We start from the raw sequence: 15,921 nt of genomic DNA on the forward strand, positions 1-15,921 counted from the left end.
TTAAGGCGGTCAAGGCACGTGATGTTACGGCTTTGAGAGGTATTGTTACCACCGCCTTTATTGCCTTTGGGATTAAAAATGATCTTTACCATGCCGGACGGCTGCAAAGACTTCCGTTGGATTGGTGACCGGCAACCCGTTTTCGGCGCCATAAGCTTCGGCGGCTTTGATCACGGCAGGGTCATCCCAGCGCAAAAACAGGTTCAGGGATTTCTCGCTTTTCAGGCTGGAGGGCACAGTGGGTTTGCCGGCTTGGCGCAGCTGGTTGCACTTGTGCTCGAACTCGATCAACCCCGCATCGTCGGGCAGCCAATGGCGTGCAAAATGAAGGTTTGCAAGGGTGTATTCGTGGGCACAGTATATTGCAGTGTCGTCTGGAAGATTCAGTAAAGCGTTCAGGGAACGGTGCATTTGTTCGGGAGTGCCCTCAAATAAGCGCCCGCAACCGCCGATAAACAGGGTGTCACCACTGAACAAAACAGGGGCGTTATTCACCTGGGTCTCGGTAAAATAGACAATGTGATCCAGGGTGTGGCCAGGGGTTGCCATTACCGAAAACCGAATTGATTGCCATTCAACGTGATCGCCGTGGCTAACCGATTCTGTCACATTGGTGAACGGTGAGCCTTTCGGGCCAACAATCCGGACATCCGGGTGCGATTTGCGAAGCTCGGCAATCCCACCCACATGGTCGGGATGATGATGGGTAACCAGGATCGTATCGAGCGTCAGGCCCGACCGTTCCAGATACTCCTCGACCGGTTGCGCCTGCCCTGGGTCCACCACAAGGGCTTTACCGCATGAGCTATCTGAAAGGCACCAGATGTAGTTGTCTGAAAACGCCGGAATAGGGTAAATGCGAAACATCTTGACCACATGTGCTTAATGGATGTGACTGTTATGATAAAGCAACAGAGCGCCTATCCCAAGGTGTCGGATGTCAGGGTCGCATGAGCAGGGGAATAAACAGTGAACGACTCTAGGCCGATCGATTTTTCAGCACGACATGAAAGCTTTGAAGTCTGGTTTCAGAGCCCGCTAGGGCGAGCTTTGTTGGCCAGCCAGCGCTGTGTGCTTGATAGAGAGTTGGGCAGCCTGACCGGTGCCCGGCAGCTGCAAGTCGGATTGAGCCACAGGTTGCCGTTGGCCACGGGTACCGACTTCGTGCAGAGGATTATTACCACGCCGAGCTGGAGTCCGAATATGCCGGATGGCGTGGCAGTATGTGATTCGGATGAACTGCCGTTCCCGACCGATTCTATCGATCTGGCCATTTTGCACCATGCTGCAGATTTCTCGCAGGATCCTCATCAGGTGCTCAGAGAAGCCGCAAGGGTTTTGCGAGGTGAGGGAGTTATGGCTCTGGTTGGTTTCAATCCGCTTGGGTTGTGGGGGGCGCGCAAACTGCTTTCCCGGCATCACCAAGGGCCATGGGGCGGGCGGTTTTTGATGCGCTCGCGCATGGAGGACTGGCTTCGGTTGCTCGGCTTTACGGTGGAGTCTTCGGCTACTTATTTTTGCCGGTTACCGATCCAGAAACGGCAGGGCTCAACTACTACCCGAGAACCTTCGGGGAAAGCCAATATTGTTCCTGTCGGGGCCTATTACTGTATCCTTGCGCGCAAGCGTGTGCCGGCCCCTATTCAGCGCGGAGTAAACTGGCGCAAAACCAAGGTGATCACGCTCCCCGGCGCAGTCGGTGCATCCAGGGGTTGCACGAACCGGGTGCCCCGGCGTTTCGATACCAGCAACCATTCATCGGAGATCTAATGGCAGGCAAAGTAGTAATGTACACCGATGGCGCGTGTAAAGGTAACCCGGGCCCGGGTGGCTGGGGGGTTGTTTTGCGCTACGGCGGAGCCGAGAAAAAAATGCACGGCGGCGAGCCAGAAACAACCAATAACCGGATGGAGCTGATGGCCGCTATTCAGGGCCTGAAAGCATTGAATCGCACCTGCGATGTCGAGTTGTATACAGACTCTCAGTACGTCCGTAAAGGCATCACAGAGTGGATGGCGGGTTGGAAACGCAATGGCTGGAAAACCTCGGCGAAGAAGCCGGTCAAGAATTCGGATTTATGGAAAGAGCTGGACGCGGAATCGGCCCGGCACAATGTAAATTGGCACTGGGTTAAGGGGCACGCCGGAGATCCGGGTAACGAGTTGGCAGATGAGCTTGCGAACTTGGGTGTCGAAACCGTGATGAGGCGCTAAAGTAGTAGCTGCCAATTGATGTTCTCTGAAAGGTAATGCATGAGACAGATTGTACTGGATACAGAAACAACGGGTATTGATCCCAGCGCAGGGCACCGGATTATCGAGATCGGGTGTGTTGAAGTGGTTGAGCGCAAATTGACCGGGCGAAATTACCACGTCTATATAAATCCGGAGCGGGAAGTCGAGGCGGAAGCTATTACCGTTCACGGTATTACAAACGAGTTTTTGCAGGATAAGCCGAAGTTCGCAGACATCGCTGACGAATTTTTTGCGTTTATCGAAGGGGCCGAACTGGTGATTCATAACGCGGCGTTTGACGTCGGTTTTATGGATTCGGAATTTTCCCGCCTCAAACCAGTGCGGAAGACCGCAGATCATTGCGGCATTGTCGATACCCTGGCGATTGCCCGTAAGAAGCATCCCGGGCAAAAAAATAACCTCGACGCACTGTGCAAACGATACGGTGTAGATAACTCCAACCGGGAGCTGCACGGCGCGCTGTTGGACGCCGAAATCCTCGCGGATGTTTATTTGTTGATGACCGGTGGCCAAACCGCGCTGTCACTGGATGCTGGCTCGGGCGACGAAGGGGGTGTTACCGGGGTTCGCAGACTGTCGTCGGAACGGGCCCGTTTACCTGTTGTCGAGGCCACGAATGATGAGATCAATGCGCACAATGAAATGATGGAGCGGATCGAGAAAAAGGCGGGGCAGACCGTGTGGAGCAAACTTAATGCTTCAGAGTGAGATCTGTATCTAACTGTACTAATTGTTACATTTCAGCTTTCTTGAGCTACATGAATTTTATGTTATAAGTAATGATAAGTTCGCGGGTTTTATGCGAATTGAGATTGTTCATGCACAGGAAGCGGTCGTCTCCGCAACGTAACAGGAAGCGTTTATGGTCCAATCGTCTCTTGCGACGAAATCGCAGTCGTTTGATCTGGTTAAGGGTGAAATTGAACAGACCATCAAACAAGCGGAATCGAGCCTTGAACGCTTTCAGGAAAATCGGGAAAGTGGGGAAGACCTGCAAAACTGTGTCGACTATCTGAACCAGTTACGCGGTATTTTCCTGCTCGTAGAACTTCGCGGTGGAACGCTGATTTGCCAAGAAGCGGTGAATCTGGCGAACGACGTTCCCGTGGGTGCCAACGACGACAAAAACATCTTGCTTACCACTCTGAATAGCGCGCTGTTCACCTTGCGTCGCTATGTGGAGTATTACCATCAACAGCGTGTTGATCACCCAGAATTATTGCTCCCCGTTATTAATGACTTACGCGAAGCCCGTAAAGAAAAGCCATATCCGGAATCGTGTTTTTTTGACGTCGATGTGCGAGAACGTCCGGATTTTTGCTGCGATCTCTCGCTCCGTCCGAGTGTAGATGACGACCTTGAATACGAAATGCTGGCGCGTCGTATGCGCTTGACGTTTCAGGTCGCTTTGCTGGGGATACTCCGGGAACAAAACGAAGAGATCAGTAAGAAGCTCATTGCTCGTGCAGCCCGCGGTTTTGCCCGACTTTGCCAGAATGCACCCATGGGCCAGATGTGGTGTTTGGTGGCAATCACCGCGGATGCCATGCTGGATAGGGCAATGGGGTTCAGTAAGGCTCGAAAGCGCTTATTGATGCGTTTGGAGCGCTACACCCGTGAAATTGTTTACGTGGGGCGCGTTGCCACCGCCAAAGACGCTCCGGATTCCGTTGTAAAAGACCTGTTGTATCTGCTTTACCGCAGTGGTTCGGCAAACCCTGAAATCACCCGGGTTCTGCAAAGCTACAAGCTTCAGCCGTCAGACTTTCCTGACTCCATGATGCAGGCGCACGCACGCCGGCTGTATGGTCCGGGCAGCGATGTTCTGAAGTCGTTGTCTGAAGCGTTGCTTGAAGAGCTGAGTCAGCTCAAAGATAAGCTGGACATTATCGAGCGTGGCATCGAACCAGACCTTGCTGAACTTGCCTCTATTGCGGATGCACTTGAGCGTCTTGGTAACACGCTGGTTATGCTCGACCTCAATCGCCTGGCGGGCATTTCCCGCGGCGAAGCCAGAAAGCTTCGGGCGTGGGAAGAAGAAAACCGTTTGCCGGCCGAAGAAGAGTTGTACCAGCTGGCGGATTCGGTTCTGGGCGTTGAAGACGCTGTTATGCAAATCGTAACTCGGGGCATTACCTCTGAAACCGATGCGCTGGCGAGCAGTAATGGCCGCAGCGAAGAATCAGTGTACCTGCAGGAAGCGATCCTGGTGGTGACTGAGGAGGCTCGCGGCGCTTTGACCTTGGCGAAGCGGGCAATCACAGCATTCATCGAATCTGACTATGACAAGCTGCATCTCGCAAACCTGCCCGGCACGCTGAGAAGCATATGGGGAGGGCTCATCATGGTGAGTGATCCCGCAGCGGCCAACGTTATCGCGAGGATCGCGGACTCCATTCAGAATGAGTTGCTGGACGCAAAGGAGGCACCATCGAGTTCGGTGCTGGAGGCGCTGGCAGATGCGCTCACGTCACTTGAATACTATATTGAGGGCATTGGTCGGCGGGAGGATAGCAACGTCGGCTTGCTGAATCTGGCGGAAACCTCGCTGGCTGACGTTGGCTTATAGCGCCGGGTTAGCCCATGTTGAGACACAAAAAAACCTGCGATTAGCGCAGGTTTTTTTGTGGAACTTTCGAATAGGTCTTAGCCCATGTCGAACAGTTCACCCAGCTTGGTAGCCAGCATCATGTCGCCTTCGGCGCGCAGCTGACCAGCCATGAATGCTTGCATGCCGTCAGTTTCGCCAGAAACGATGCCTTGCAGAGTTTCAGAGTTCATGATCAGGGTAACAGAAGGATCTTCGTGAGTGCCTTCGTTCAACTTGCAAGAGCCGTCTTTGATTTCCAGGTTGTATGGCTTGTCGTCTTCGATATCAAACTGGAACACCAGGTCCAAGCCCTGTGCTGCGTCTGCGTTGAAGTTCTTTTCCAGCTTCTCAAAAATCTGTTCAACAGACATTAGTTATACCCTTTATAGTGTTTGTCATATCTAGTCGTGGCGGATCAACAACCCGAGCGAAACTGAGTCTGTCTTAGCTGGGTATCGCCGACCTCAGTATTCGACTTTATGGTTACAGAGGGATCATGTCAAGCTTGATCGAACGCTTGTTTTAATTTGTTCGGGCTTATCAGTTAAGGTGCGACAGAGTAAACTCTGGGGTTTGCATAAAGAGCACTGGAGAATGCATTTTGGAATTTATTAGTGAGTACGGATTGTTCCTCGCAAAAGTTGCAACCTTTGTTGTGGCCGCAATTATTCTGGTCGCTGTCATCGTGTCTGCAAGTAAGCATAACGATTCGGACGACGACGAAGGCGAGCTGAAAGTCAGAAACCTGAACGACAAATACCGGAACCTGAAAGAGTCAATCCAGACCAAATTAATGTCGGATGACGAATACAAGGCCTGGAACAAAAAAAAGAAAAAAGAAGAAAAGGCGAAGAAAAAAGCCGAAAAGCATAAAGCCGAAGACGAGAGCCAGCCGAAATCCCGAATCTATGTAATCGACTTCGACGGCGACATCAAAGCCAGTGACACAGACACACTGCGTCGCTCAGTAAGCGCAGTTCTGAGCGTTGCAGACCCGGAGAAAGACGAAGTTGTGGTTCGCCTCGAGAGCGGCGGCGGCCTTGTTCATGCTTATGGGCTGGCATCAGCTCAGCTTGACCGCATCCGGAGCAAAGGCGTACGACTGACGGCCTGTGTCGATAAAGTGGCGGCCAGCGGTGGTTACATGATGGCTTGCGTTGCCGACAAAATCCTCGCATCGCCGTTCGCGGTGATCGGGTCAATTGGTGTTGTTGCCCAACTGCCGAACTTTCATCGGTTGCTCGAGAAAAACAACGTTGATTTTGAAGTCCTGACCGCAGGTGAGCACAAGCGCACGCTCACCATGTTTGGTGAAAACACGGAAAAGGGGCGGCAGAAGTTTTTGGAAGATCTGGAAGATACTCACGGACTGTTTAAAGAGTATGTCAGCGAGCGCAGGCCAGATCTTGACATCAAAGCCGTCGCGAACGGCGACATTTGGTTCGGCAAGCGGGCGTTGGATGTAAATCTGATCGATGACATTAAAACTTCGGACGAATATCTCATCGAGGCCTGCGAACGCGGAGAAGTTGTTACCGTCTCATTCCAGCAAAAACGAACGCTGGCGGAAAAGATTGGAATTGCGACCAGTACGGCACTGGAACGCTCGGTGTGGAAGGTGTTAAGCGCTTTCAGGAATCAGAAGATTCAATAATCGGTAGGGTAGAGGTGCCAACGATGTCGTTGGCACCTGCTCAATGCAGACAGATTAAGACGCCCGACGGCGGAACAGCGGTACATCGTTGTCTACGGCGGCCTGATAGGTCTCAGAGAAGAAATTCAGGCAGCGTGCGGCTTTGGTGATATCCTTGTCGGCGCGAAGCACATAAGAATCAAAGCCGCAGCGCTTCATGAACTGAAGCTGGTCCAGCAGTACGTCACCGATTGCTCGCAATTCACCCGTATAGCCGAAACGCTGGCGCAGTAGGCGGCCAATGCTGTAACCACGGCCATCGACGAAACGAGGAAAGTTCACTGCAATCAACGGCAGTTCATTTACCTTGCCTTCCAGCAGTTCCGGTTCGTCATGACTGTCGAACCACACGCCGATATCAGCACGACCCGCGAAATGCTCGTAGCCTGCTAGCCACAGATCAGCGGGAATCAGCGCCGGCTGGCCCTCCGGGATATCCAGAGAGTCGCCTTCGGCCGGGCGGGCAACCACTACCCAGTTATCGTTACGAATAGTGCCGTCAGCGGCAATAACATCAGGCATAAACCCGCTCCTTGAATGGATTCAGACCAACCCGGCGATAGGTATCCAGGAAAGTCTCTTCTTCAGTCCGGTTCTCTACGAACACATCAATGATCTTTGAAACAACGGCCGGCATGTCTTCCCGGGCAAACGACGGCCCAAGAATCTTACCGATATTTGCATCGTGCTGGGATGAGCCGCCCAAGCTTACCTGGTAGAACTCGGCACCTTTTTTATCGACACCCAGGATGCCGATGTGGCCCACGTGGTGATGTCCACACGCGTTCATGCAGCCAGAAATGTTCAAGTCGATCGGGCCCAGATCATAGAGATAATCCAAATCGTCAAACTGGCGCTGGATGGCATCGGCAACCGGAATTGATTTTGCGTTTGCCAGCGCGCAGTAGTCACCACCCGGGCAGCAAATCATGTCCGTGAGCGTGTTCAGGTTGGCAGTGGCAAAGCCCATGCCTGTGATGGCCTGCCAGAGTTCGAACAAGCGGTCTTGGCGTACATCGGCCAGTACCATGTTCTGTTCGTGGGTCGCACGAGCTTCACCAAAGCTATACTCGTCTGCCAGGTCCGCGATTTGTTCAAGTTGGCGGTCGGTCATGTCGCCAGGCGGGGTACCGGTTTTCTTCAGCGTCAGTGTGACGATGGCATAGCCTGGCTTTTTGTGCTCGCCCACGTTGTGGGTCAGCCAGCGATCAAATTCTTTATTCTCGAACCGTTGCTGGCTCAAAGTGTCTGTGGCGTCTTCCAGGCTTTCGTAAGCCGGCTCGGTGAAGTAACCCTTAACGCGATCAATCTCGTCCGAGGTAAGACGCGTCGGAGAATCTTTGATCTGTTCCCATTCCGCTTCGACTTTTTCGGCGAAACCCGCAGGGCTCAGCGCTTTGACCAGAATCTTGATGCGGGCTTTGAATTTGTTGTCCCGACGACCGTAGCGGTTATACACCCGCACAACGGCTTCAAGATACGTAAGCAAATCGAGCTCCGGCAGGAATTCACGGATCACAGGGCCGACCATAGGGGTGCGGCCCAAGCCGCCGCCTACGTGAACTCGGAAGCCCAGTTCGCCTTGATCGTTGCGAACCATTTGCAGACCAATATCGTGGACCTGAATCGCGGCACGGTCGGTATGCTCCGACGCGTTTACCGCGATTTTGAACTTACGAGGCAGGAACGCAAATTCCGGATGGAACGTTGACCACTGGCGGATAATCTCGCAGTACGGGCGCGGGTCTGCGATTTCGTCTTTCTGAACGCCGGAAAACTGGTCTGTGGTGGTGTTGCGAATGCAGTTACCGCTGGTCTGGTTGGCGTGCATTTCAACTTCGGCCAGCTCGGCAAGAATGTCCGGTACATCTTCCAGGCGCGGCCAGTTCAGCTGAATATTCGTCCGGGTGGTGACGTGGGCATAGCCTTTATCGTAGTCACGGGTCACTCGGGCTAAACGCCGTAACTGCTCGGAACGGAGCATGCCGTAGGGTACGCAGATACGCAGCATGGGTGCTAGGCGTTGGACATAGAGACCGTTCTGCAAGCGAAGAGGCAGAAATTCCTCTTCGGAAAGTTCGCCCGCCAAGGCGCGTTCGGTCTGGTCCCGAAACTGGGCGACGCGCTCTGCGGCAATTTGTCGGTCGTGTTCATCATAAACGTACATAGTGGAACGTCCTGCCTGCTAACATCAGAAGCTAATAGTTATGACGGCAATTTTTCATTGCGCCTTATTCCTGATGCGAAGGATACCAGCGAGTTTTTATTCTCAAAACGATTATTTCAAAATATCTTTATCGATTCAGGTGATAAGGGCTACGAGCGGGCTGGACGAATGTCAGTTATCTGCTTTAATTTCAGCAGCAACCTGATAAAAACAATGATGTTATACGAGTGAGGTCCGCATGAAGCAGTCAGATCGTTCCGACAGTGTTGTAGATTCCATGGCCGCCGTTGTCTTGGTTGTTCTTGTGGTGGGGTTCGCGGTTCTTTGGGTATCTGGCCAATAATTTCTATTGGCCAGACAGTACCAGGTTGACCACCAGGATCAATCCACCCACAAACAGGCCAGTGAAGATCAGGCCCGTGATAATGAAAGGTGCAGGGCTGTGGCTGGAAAAATCCTCCTGCCGATGTTTGTTCGATTGAACACCAAACGCACCGGCGAGAATGCTCTGTGTGATTTTTAAAACCCCGGGCCCCCGGGGTTTTTCGTTTTCGCTGTGTTTGTTTTTGTTTTCAGCAAGGTGTGTCATGGGGGATTCCCTGATCTATTCCGCAGGATCGTACGCCAGGCTCGGCATCAGCCAGCGTTCCGCTTCAGCTTTTGAAATGCCTTTACGCTCAGCATAGTCTTCAACCTGATCAACGCCAATTCTGCCAATCGGAAAATACTTTGATTCCGGATGGGCAAAGTACCAGCCGGAGACGGCCGCAGTCGGGTACATGGCGAAGTGTTCTGTTAACTGGAGCTCAATGTTGTCGGTTGCTTCCAGCAACTTGAACAAGGTTGCTTTCTCGGTGTGGTCCGGGCACGCCGGATAACCGGGAGCAGGGCGAATGCCACGGTAGCGTTCTTTGATCAGGTCTTCGTTCGCCATTTGCTCTTCGCTGGCGTAGCCCCAGAATTCTTTCCGAACCCGCTCGTGCATTCGTTCGGCAAAGGCTTCAGCCAGGCGATCGGCCAAGGCTTGCACCATGATGGCGTTGTAGTCGTCGTTTTTGTCTTTGTACTCTTTCGAGTATTCGTCAGCGCCGATACCGGTTGTCACAGCGAACCCGCCAACGTAATCCTGCTTGTGGGAATCTTCCGGAGCGACAAAGTCTGACAGAGCCATCATCGGCTTGCCGGGCGCCTTGTCATCCTGTTGTCGCAGGTGATGCAGGGTAGTGAGCTCTTCTGTGCGCGATTCATCCGTGTAGACCACAATATCGTCACCTCGACGACTTGCGGGCCAGAATCCAACCACAGCGCGTGCAGTGACTCGCTTCTGTTCGATCATCTGCTTGAGGATGACTTGTGCGTCGTCATACAGAGTGCGGGCAGCTTCACCTCGCTTGGGATCATCGAAAATGGCCGGGTATTTGCCCGAGATGTCCCATGCAATAAAGAAAGGCGTCCAGTCGATGTAGTCTACCAGTTCGGCGAGATCGTAATCGTCAAAAACGCGCACGCCGGTGAACTTCGGGCGCGGTGGCTCATAGTTCTCAAAGTCAATCTCGGGCGCTCGTGCACGGGCTTCCTCCAAAGTAACGAGCTTTGTGCGGTCGCCACGGTTCTTGCGGCGCTCACGCACTTCTTCGTACTCCTTACGGGCAGCTTCGACCAGCGCGGGCTTGGCGGTTTTGCTGAGCAGTTGCGATGCAACGTTAACGCAACGGGACGCATCGGAAACATACAGGGCGATGTCGTTTTTATAATGCGGCTCAATTTTGACCGCTGTGTGCGCTTTCGAGGTGGTAGCGCCACCAATCATCAGCGGCAAATGGAAGTCGAGGCGTTGCATCTCGCGCGCTACGTGAACCATTTCATCGAGGGACGGAGTAATCAAGCCGCTTAAACCGATGATGTCCACGTTTTCTTTTTTGGCGGTTTCCAGGATCTTTTCACAGGGCACCATGACGCCCAGATCGATCACTTCATAGTTGTTGCACTGGAGGACCACGCCGACAATGTTCTTGCCGATATCGTGAACATCGCCTTTTACCGTGGCCATCAGGATCTTACCCTTGGCCTGCTGGTTCTCGTCTTTCTCCGCTTCGATAAACGGAATGAGGTGAGCAACGGCTTGTTTCATCACTCGCGCGCTTTTGACCACCTGTGGGAGGAACATCTTGCCGTCGCCAAACAGGTCGCCGACCACGTTCATTCCGTCCATAAGCGGACCTTCGATCACGTGAATCGGGCGGTCGGCTTCAAGCCGGCAGGCCTCGGTGTCTTCGATAATGTAGGTGGTGATACCTTTTACCAGCGCGTGCTCAAGGCGTTTTTGCACTGGCAGTTCGCGCCAGGAAAGGTCCTCTTCCTGAGCCTTGCCACCTTTGCTTTTGAATTTCTCGGCGGCTTCGAGCAGTCGGTCGGTGGAGTCTTCGCGACGGTTAAGAACAACATCCTCAACCAGCTCTTTCAGGTCGGGCTCAATCTCATCGTAAATCACCAGCTGACCCGGGTTTACGATACCCATGTTCATGCCGGCTTTGATCGCGTGGTACAGGAATACAGAGTGAATGGCTTCACGTACGGCATCGTTGCCGCGGAACGAGAATGAAACGTTGCTCACGCCGCCGGAGATCGACGCATGAGGCAGGTTCTCTTTAATCCAACGCGTGGCGTTAATGAAATCGACGGCGTAGTTGTTGTGTTCTTCGATGCCCGTCGCAATGGCGAAGATGTTGGGGTCGAAGATAATGTCGGCCGGATTGAAGCCAATGCCCACCAGAGTGTCGTAAGACCGCTTACAGATCTCGGTCTTTCGCTCGAACGTATCAGCCTGGCCATCTTCGTCAAACGCCATCACGACAACTGCCGCACCGTAACGCATGCAATCGCGGGCGCGCTTGATAAATTCCTCTTCGCCCTCTTTAAGGCTGATAGAGTTGACCACGGCCTTGCCCTGAATACAGCGCAAACCAGCTTCGATCACGTCCCACTTCGACGAGTCGATCATGATGGGGACACGGGAAATGTCCGGTTCTGAGGCTACCAGATTGAGGAAAGTGACCATCACTTCCTTCGAGTCCAGCATGCCTTCGTCCATGTTGATGTCGATGATCTGAGCACCGTTTTCAACCTGGTCGCGTGCAACACTCAAGGCCTCTTCGTACTGTTCTTCCTTAATCAGGCGCAGGAAGCGTTTAGAGCCGGTAACGTTGGTACGCTCGCCCACGTTGATGAACAGGGTGTTCTCGTCACCGGTAAACGGCTCCAGGCCAGACAGTCGAAGGGATTTCGGGCGGTCTGGTATTTTACGGGCCGGGTACTTGGCGACCGCATTTACAATCGCTTCAATGTGTTCGGGGCTGGAGCCACAGCAGCCACCGATGATGTTCAGGAAGCCATCCCGGGCAAAACCTTCGATGATCTCGGCCATTTCTTCCGGTGTTTGATCGTATTCACCGAACTCGTTGGGCAGGCCGGCGTTGGGATGGGCTGACACATAGGTTTCAGCCTTGTTGGCCAGCTCTTCCACGTAAGGGCGCAGAGCGTCTGCACCCAATGCGCAGTTCAGGCCGACAGAGATAGGTTTGGCGTGAGCGATGGAATTATAAAAAGCTTCCGTGGTCTGACCCGACAAGGTACGGCCGGAAGCATCGGTAATGGTGCCGGAGATCATGATCGGCAGCTCTATGCCACTGTCTTCGAAGTACTGTTGAGTGGCGTAAATGGCGGCCTTCGCGTTCAGGGTGTCGAAGATGGTTTCGATCAGAATAATGTCTGAGCCGCCTTCAACCAGACCTGATACCGCTTCGTAATAATTATCAACCAGGGTCTGGAAATCGACGTTGCGGAAACCGGGGTTGTTTACGTCTGGCGACAAAGAGGCTGTGCGGGATGTCGGGCCCACTGCACCCGCGACAAATCGGGGTTTGTTGGGCGTCTTCTTGGTGTATTCGTCGGCTATTTGGCGGGCGATTCTGGCAGACTCTACGTTCAGTTCCCGCGCCAGAGACTCCATGCCGTAATCTGCTTGAGACAGTTGCGTAGAGTTGAACGTGTTTGTCTCGATGATGTCTGCGCCCGCGTCCAGATAGTCCGCGTGGATATTGCGGAGCAGGGCGGGTTGAGTCAGGTTCAACAGGTCGTTGTTACCCTGTACATCATGTGCAAAGTCTTTGAACCGATCGCCCCGAAAGTCGGCTTCATCCAGTTTCTGGTTCTGGATCATGGTACCCATGGCGCCATCGAGAACAAGAATGCGTTCTTTAAGGGCGAGATGGAGCTGTTCCAGACGGCTGCTGCGATCGGTCATAGGTAAATCTTCCGGTGTCATGAATAACATCTAATAAAGGTAGTGCGGCGGGATCATAGCAAAAATGCAACAGAAGGTCTTAGTACAGATGATCATTATCAAGTGACTGAAAATTAGGAGTGATGGCGGCGGCAATAGGGGAAATTCGTTACCTCCGGAATGCTTGACCGTTTTACTTGGTCTTTCAACTTTGAGCCAAGTCTCTTAAAATGGAAGCTACATTTGAAAACAGGTAGGAAGCATGGCCGTGGTAACTGTGACAGATTCCGCACGAGATTATCTCGCAAGCTTGATTGAAAAGCAGGATGTTGAAGGCATGGGGGTTCGCATTTTCGTAACCCAGCCGGGTACCCGAAATGCGGAAACGTGTCTGGCATATTGCCCGCCGAACGAGGTGGTGCCGACGGATGAAGCAAAAGATCTGGAAAAATTCATGCTTTATCTGGATCACAACTCGGTGCCGTTTCTGGAAGATGCCTTCGTTGACTATTCCAAGGACCAGATGGGTGGTCAGCTAACGATCAAGGCACCGAATGCGAAAGTTCCGCAGGTTTCTGACGATGCGCCACTGCCCGAGCGGGTCCAGTACGTGCTGGCATCCGAAATCAACCCGAACCTGGCGGCTCACGGTGGTGATGTGTCATTGGTTGAGATCGTTGACGAATCCGTTGCAGTACTGCGTTTTGGCGGTGGTTGCCAAGGCTGCTCTGCGGTTAGTCTTACCTTGAAGCAGGGCGTCGAGAAAACATTGAAAGAACGTGTGCCCGAAATTACCGCGGTGCGTGACGTAACGGACCACACGCAGACCGAAAACGCCTATTACCAGTAATTCCTGCCCCGCGTAGTCGCGTTTCCCTCCTTGAACAGGAAGCGGTAACAGCCGCTTCCTGCCAGTATCACGCCTTCTGGCTGGCAATGCGGCCAATGTGCCCTGAGCATGGCTGTTTCATACTATTGTCATATGGGTTCACATTGAATGCGGTATTGTGCCGCTTAACTCGAATAATAACCCGCAGAGCGGCGGGGATGATGCTTGGGGTTGCGCTTGTCTGAATATTCTCTTCTGTTGGTGCCTGCAGTGGCTGCGCTTGTCGGTTGGGTCACTAATTGGCTTGCCATTCAAATGTCATTCTATCCCGTTCGGTTTGTTGGAATAGGTGTTCTCGGTTGGCAAGGTGTGATCCCGCGCAAAGCGGAAAAAATGGCCCACATTTGTATCGACCAAACGCTGCAGCAGTTTGGTGATCTGAACTCCGTTTACCGCAAGCTTGAACCCCACAAAATTGTCGAGCACGTGGTTGATCTGGTGTCTCCGAGGCTGGATGAGTATATCGATTCCATGATGTACGAAGTGCAACCTGTGCTTTGGGACAACCTGCCGCTTTTTGTGCGCGCCAGAATCTATCGCTGGGCTCGCGAGCAGTTGCCTTCGCGGATCGAAGAGCTGGTTGATGATATTGGTGATGATCTCGACAGCCTCGTTGACCTGAAAGCTCTGTTGAGTCGCCAGCTGCAAGCCCACCCGGATCTCATGAACCGGATATTTAAAGAAGCCGGTGCGGTGGAGTTAAGATCTGTGGTGAATCGCGGCGCATTGATTGGCGCCTTGCTCGGCGCTGCTTTGTTACCACTGTGGGTTCGGTATCCGGAGCCGTGGGCTTTACCTGTGGGTGGCTTCTTCATAGGTTTCATAACCAACTGGCTGGCCATTAATCTTATCTTTGCGCCGTTGAAGCCGCGTCGATTTCTGTTCTGGAAGATCCAGGGGTTGTTTCTGCGCCGTCAGGATGAAATCAGCGATGTTTGGGCCAGGCTCGTCGCCGAGGAGCTGATTACGGTAGAGCAGGTCGCTGATGCGATGGTGAATGGTGACCGTGCCAGTCGAACCCGGGCCATTTTGCAGAAGCATCTGCGGCCAATGCTGGACGAATCACTCGTACTGAAGATGGCGGCTCAAGTCAGTGTAGGGCTTGAGGGGTATACCGATCTGAAGCGTGTGATGAACGACAAGGCGGTGATCGCCACAAAAGATGTCTTTGCCGACCCGAACTTTAAGAAGGAGCGGGCACCGGCGGTGGCCAATGTGCTGTCCGAGCAAATGAAGGCATTAAAGCCCGAGGAGTTCCAGGACATATTACGCCCGGCGTTTCGTGAAGAGGAACTTCAGCTGATGATGGTTGGCGGTCTTTTCGGTGCTGCGGCAGGATTAGTGCAAGTGCTGGGCATGGCCTACCTCCCATTGGTGGCCTTTGGTTTTTAGGGCGCCGTAAGCCCCCATGCTGGCGCGCCCTTAAGCGGCTCACAGGCAGTTCGTAGGGCGAGGTAATCCGGCTATCTTGCAGGCTGTTTTTGCCGGTGTGCCCGGGAACAATTGCATCAGATAAATGCTGTTACCTTTTTGCTCGCCCAATGCATCTTTAACGGCTTTAACGAATAGCCGATTGGATGGGGGCGACATCTCGTGTGCTTTATAAAAATCCCTCAGAAACTCGATGATTTCCCAGTGATTATCGCTTAGCTCGATTTGATCTTCGGCGGCAATTTTTTCGGCAACAACCGATGTCCAGTCGTTGGCGTTTTCCAGAAAGCCTTCGTTATTTCGGTCGGGTAGATTTGCGATGCTCATGTTTACCAGCTGATAACCTTTTCATGTTTCTGTGTGAGCTGAACCAGTCCCTCAAAATCCACTGTATTGCTCGAATCGTAGAGCGTGTCGAGCGCTCTGGCGGCGATATCGGCTTTTAGTCCGTACAGCTTGCAGGGGGCGTTCAGTTGGGCGCCAGCAATGCTGAGCACGCCGTTCTCGATGAGCACCAGGGTGTCAGAAGGCAGCAATGCTTGCATGCACAACTCGTATCGTGGGTGCTCTGGCGTTTTGTTCAGGATATGAAGCGTAGGGTGGGGGTTCATAAT

At 53.0% G+C, this 15,921-nt stretch carries 15 protein-coding genes; 7 read left to right on the forward strand and 8 right to left on the reverse strand.

The features are described from left to right. Positions 1 to 72 precede the first annotated feature (72 nt). The gene (gene gloB, locus JAO79_RS09665) at positions 73 to 867 is read right to left on the reverse strand and encodes a hydroxyacylglutathione hydrolase (RefSeq protein WP_199007042.1); all 795 of its coding nucleotides are present in this window, start codon (positions 865 to 867) and stop codon (positions 73 to 75) included. A 102-nt stretch (positions 868 to 969) separates the two neighbouring features. Between gloB and JAO79_RS09670 the strand changes: the two genes are divergently transcribed. The 4 genes from JAO79_RS09670 (at position 970) to JAO79_RS09685 (ending at position 4,824) form a co-directional block, all read left to right on the forward strand. Continuing rightward, complete coding sequence (locus JAO79_RS09670; protein WP_199007043.1) at positions 970 to 1,770, forward strand: class I SAM-dependent methyltransferase; 801 nt, start codon at positions 970 to 972, stop codon at positions 1,768 to 1,770. Next, entirely contained in the window at positions 1,770 to 2,213 is a 444-nt protein-coding gene (gene rnhA / locus JAO79_RS09675) for a ribonuclease HI (protein WP_199007044.1), read from the forward strand. The genes JAO79_RS09670 and rnhA overlap by 1 nt, the downstream gene beginning before the upstream one ends. A gap of 39 nt (positions 2,214 to 2,252) precedes the next feature. Beyond that, the gene (gene dnaQ / locus JAO79_RS09680; RefSeq protein ID WP_199007045.1) at positions 2,253 to 2,963 is read left to right on the forward strand and encodes a DNA polymerase III subunit epsilon; all 711 of its coding nucleotides are present in this window, start codon (positions 2,253 to 2,255) and stop codon (positions 2,961 to 2,963) included. 154 nt (positions 2,964 to 3,117) lie between these two features. Beyond that, the gene (locus JAO79_RS09685) at positions 3,118 to 4,824 is read left to right on the forward strand and encodes a chemotaxis protein (protein ID WP_199007046.1); all 1,707 of its coding nucleotides are present in this window, start codon (positions 3,118 to 3,120) and stop codon (positions 4,822 to 4,824) included. A 77-nt stretch (positions 4,825 to 4,901) separates the two neighbouring features. On the opposite strand, the gene JAO79_RS09690 is transcribed toward JAO79_RS09685, so the two are convergent. Beyond that, positions 4,902 to 5,216 (reverse strand): SCP2 sterol-binding domain-containing protein, encoded by a 315-nt coding sequence (locus JAO79_RS09690; protein ID WP_199007047.1) that lies wholly within the window; start codon positions 5,214 to 5,216, stop codon positions 4,902 to 4,904. 230 nt (positions 5,217 to 5,446) lie between these two features. Between JAO79_RS09690 and sohB the strand changes: the two genes are divergently transcribed. Then, positions 5,447 to 6,499, forward strand: coding sequence for a protease SohB (gene sohB / locus JAO79_RS09695; RefSeq protein WP_199007048.1), 1,053 nt, complete (start codon positions 5,447 to 5,449; stop codon positions 6,497 to 6,499). Between the two features lie 54 nt (positions 6,500 to 6,553). Here sohB and JAO79_RS09700 read toward each other — a convergent pair whose 3' ends face one another. From JAO79_RS09700 to metH, 4 genes are all read right to left on the reverse strand, one after another. Beyond that, the gene (locus JAO79_RS09700; protein WP_199007049.1) at positions 6,554 to 7,060 is read right to left on the reverse strand and encodes a DUF934 domain-containing protein; all 507 of its coding nucleotides are present in this window, start codon (positions 7,058 to 7,060) and stop codon (positions 6,554 to 6,556) included. After that, complete coding sequence (locus JAO79_RS09705; protein ID WP_199007050.1) at positions 7,053 to 8,705, reverse strand: nitrite/sulfite reductase; 1,653 nt, start codon at positions 8,703 to 8,705, stop codon at positions 7,053 to 7,055. Before JAO79_RS09705 ends, JAO79_RS09700 begins: the two co-directional genes overlap by 8 nt. Before the next feature lie 346 nt (positions 8,706 to 9,051). Next, positions 9,052 to 9,294 carry a DUF2970 domain-containing protein gene (locus JAO79_RS09710; protein WP_199007051.1) on the reverse strand — a complete coding sequence of 81 codons (243 nt, stop codon included), beginning with the start codon at positions 9,292 to 9,294 and terminating at the stop codon, positions 9,052 to 9,054. A 15-nt stretch (positions 9,295 to 9,309) separates the two neighbouring features. After that, positions 9,310 to 13,008, reverse strand: a complete 3,699-nt coding sequence (metH, locus tag JAO79_RS09715) for a methionine synthase (RefSeq protein ID WP_199007052.1) — start codon at positions 13,006 to 13,008, stop codon at positions 9,310 to 9,312. Between the two features lie 241 nt (positions 13,009 to 13,249). Here metH and nfuA point away from each other — a divergent pair, with 241 nt between their 5' ends. Beyond that, positions 13,250 to 13,837, forward strand: a complete 588-nt coding sequence (gene nfuA / locus JAO79_RS09720; RefSeq protein WP_199007053.1) for a Fe-S biogenesis protein NfuA — start codon at positions 13,250 to 13,252, stop codon at positions 13,835 to 13,837. A gap of 216 nt (positions 13,838 to 14,053) precedes the next feature. Continuing rightward, the gene (locus tag JAO79_RS09725; protein WP_199007054.1) at positions 14,054 to 15,268 is read left to right on the forward strand and encodes a DUF445 family protein; all 1,215 of its coding nucleotides are present in this window, start codon (positions 14,054 to 14,056) and stop codon (positions 15,266 to 15,268) included. A 39-nt stretch (positions 15,269 to 15,307) separates the two neighbouring features. Here the strand turns inward: JAO79_RS09725 and JAO79_RS09730 are convergent, their stop codons facing one another. Then, a complete protein-coding gene (locus JAO79_RS09730) occupies positions 15,308 to 15,634 on the reverse strand; it encodes a TusE/DsrC/DsvC family sulfur relay protein (protein ID WP_199007055.1) in 327 nt (108 codons plus the stop codon). Between the two features lie 2 nt (positions 15,635 to 15,636). After that, positions 15,637 to 15,918 carry a sulfurtransferase complex subunit TusB gene (tusB, locus tag JAO79_RS09735; RefSeq protein WP_199007056.1) on the reverse strand — a complete coding sequence of 94 codons (282 nt, stop codon included), beginning with the start codon at positions 15,916 to 15,918 and terminating at the stop codon, positions 15,637 to 15,639. Between the last annotated feature and the right edge of the window lie 3 nt (positions 15,919 to 15,921).

The sequence above is a fragment of the Marinobacter litoralis genome (genome assembly GCF_016427555.1).
GTDB lineage: Bacteria > Pseudomonadota > Gammaproteobacteria > Pseudomonadales > Oleiphilaceae > Marinobacter > Marinobacter litoralis_A.

Bases quoted from the DNA above. Each gene is read 5' to 3' on its own strand.
- JAO79_RS09705 (WP_199007050.1), bottom strand. From the start codon at position 8,705: ATGTACGTTTATGATGAACACGACCGACAAATTGCCGCAGAGCGCGTC.
- metH (WP_199007052.1), bottom strand. From the start codon at position 13,008: ATGACCGATCGCAGCAGCCGTCTGGAACAGCTCCATCTCGCCCTTAAA.
- gloB (WP_199007042.1), bottom strand. From the start codon at position 867: ATGTTTCGCATTTACCCTATTCCGGCGTTTTCAGACAACTACATCTGG.
- JAO79_RS09685 (WP_199007046.1), top strand. From the start codon at position 3,118: ATGGTCCAATCGTCTCTTGCGACGAAATCGCAGTCGTTTGATCTGGTT.
- JAO79_RS09710 (WP_199007051.1), bottom strand. From the start codon at position 9,294: ATGACACACCTTGCTGAAAACAAAAACAAACACAGCGAAAACGAAAAA.
- dnaQ (WP_199007045.1), top strand. From the start codon at position 2,253: ATGAGACAGATTGTACTGGATACAGAAACAACGGGTATTGATCCCAGC.
- nfuA (WP_199007053.1), top strand. From the start codon at position 13,250: ATGGCCGTGGTAACTGTGACAGATTCCGCACGAGATTATCTCGCAAGC.
- rnhA (WP_199007044.1), top strand. From the start codon at position 1,770: ATGGCAGGCAAAGTAGTAATGTACACCGATGGCGCGTGTAAAGGTAAC.
- tusB (WP_199007056.1), bottom strand. From the start codon at position 15,918: ATGAACCCCCACCCTACGCTTCATATCCTGAACAAAACGCCAGAGCAC.
- JAO79_RS09730 (WP_199007055.1), bottom strand. From the start codon at position 15,634: ATGAGCATCGCAAATCTACCCGACCGAAATAACGAAGGCTTTCTGGAA.
- JAO79_RS09700 (WP_199007049.1), bottom strand. From the start codon at position 7,060: ATGCCTGATGTTATTGCCGCTGACGGCACTATTCGTAACGATAACTGG.
- JAO79_RS09690 (WP_199007047.1), bottom strand. From the start codon at position 5,216: ATGTCTGTTGAACAGATTTTTGAGAAGCTGGAAAAGAACTTCAACGCA.